This is a genomic window from Thermonema rossianum DSM 10300 (genome assembly GCF_000426825.1).
Lineage (GTDB): Bacteria > Bacteroidota > Bacteroidia > Cytophagales > Thermonemataceae > Thermonema > Thermonema rossianum.
Genome location: NZ_AUGC01000025.1, coordinates 1 through 1,496, shown reverse-complemented (window position 1 = coordinate 1,496; position 1,496 = coordinate 1). Strand labels below are relative to the sequence as shown.

Here is a 1,496-nt window from a genome sequence, read left to right as displayed (position 1 = left end):
ATGGTTCCATCTTTTTTGAGTACAAATCTGACCAAAACAGTTCCTTGAATATGGCGCCTTTTGGCTTCGGGGGGATACTGCACGTTCTCTTGCACGTGCTTATAAATTTTGTCGAGCTCCTGCGTCAACTCAACCCTATTATCCACATAAATAATAGGCACCGGTTCTTGTTCCTCCAGTTCTTGTTTTTCTTGTGGTGGTGCAGCCATTTGAGCCGAAGACGGTGACTGCACACCAAAGGGAATGTACTTGCTGACTACTTTTTCAAGCTCTTCTCCCTCTAAAAATAAAAATACTCCCAAAGCAAAGGACAACCACAAAGAGCGAGATTGTAAAAAGCCGGATTCTTCTTTCTTTTTCATACCTGCTTGCTTTTGGTTAAAAAGTAACATAATACAACGTATTATATGCTACAAAAACAAATATTTAGCCAACTTATAACTAAGCCGGTTGGTTAAAACAAAAAAGCCACCCTTCCGGATGGCTTTCGTTTGTCTTTTCAGCACACATTATTTTAGCTTAAAGGTAATAGGCATGGTCAGGGTTACATCTACAACATGCCCACGCTGCTTGGCAGGCTTCCAGCCGCCGGTGCCTTTCAATACACGAATAACCTCTTCTGCCAAAACGCCATCACCTAAGTCGCCCCCACGCACTACTTCCACTCCGCCAATGGTACCATCTGCTTTCAGCACAAATTGAATAATTACAGTTCCTTGAATATGGCGCCTTTTGGCTTCGCGGGGATACTTCACGTTCTTTTGCACATGCTTACGAATTTTGTTGAGCTCCTGCATCAACTCAGCCCTATTATCCACATAAACAATAGGCACCGGTTCTTGTTCCTCCGGTTCTTGTGGTGGTGCCACCTGGGGAAGCTCAGTAGTAGGCAGTGTAATCACCGGCGGGGTGTCTTGCTCTTGTATTTCTATTACTTCTTCTATCTTCTTCTCATCAGGCACTTCCAACAGTTCAGGTTCTTCGGGCTCTACCATTTGAGCCGAAGGCGGGGGTGGCAACTGCACCGTAGGGGGAATATACTCAAGCATGGCTTCCGGCATGTCATCCAAATCCTGTGGATGCCAATCTGCACGTTCTTCGTAGCTGCGCCACTTGAATGCAAGCAAGACGATGCTCAAAGATAGCAGTAGCCCCAAAGCAAAAAATAAACGTGAGTAGCGGTCCGGTAAAAAGTTGGATTTTTCTTTCTGTTTCATGGCTGTTTGCTTTTGGTTAAAACACAATATAATATACCAAATAACAACCATTTAACCAAACAATCACCACCCGGTTTGTCAAAAAACAAAAGCCAACCTTCCGGATGGCTTTTGTTTTTCTTTTCAGCACACATTATTTTAGCTTAAAGGTAATAGGCATGATCAGTTTTACATCTACCGGGCGCCCACGATGCTTGGCAGGCTTCCAGCCGCTGGTACTTTTCAATACACGTATCACTTCCTCTGCCAGAGCCCCATCGCCTAAATTATCACCACGCA

General features: G+C 44.5%; 2 protein-coding genes. Both read right to left on the bottom strand.

Annotation, left to right across the window (positions count from 1 at the left end; all coding sequences use genetic code 11):
* The coding region (locus tag K384_RS11660) for an energy transducer TonB (RefSeq protein WP_038032634.1) at nt 1–362 on the bottom strand (362 nt) is incomplete at its 3' end.
* Between the two features lie 147 nt (nt 363–509).
* Nucleotides 510–1,217, bottom strand: a complete 708-nt coding sequence (locus K384_RS11655) for an energy transducer TonB (RefSeq protein WP_038032631.1) — start codon at nt 1,215–1,217, stop codon at nt 510–512.
* Nucleotides 1,218–1,496: the final 279 nt, after the last annotated feature.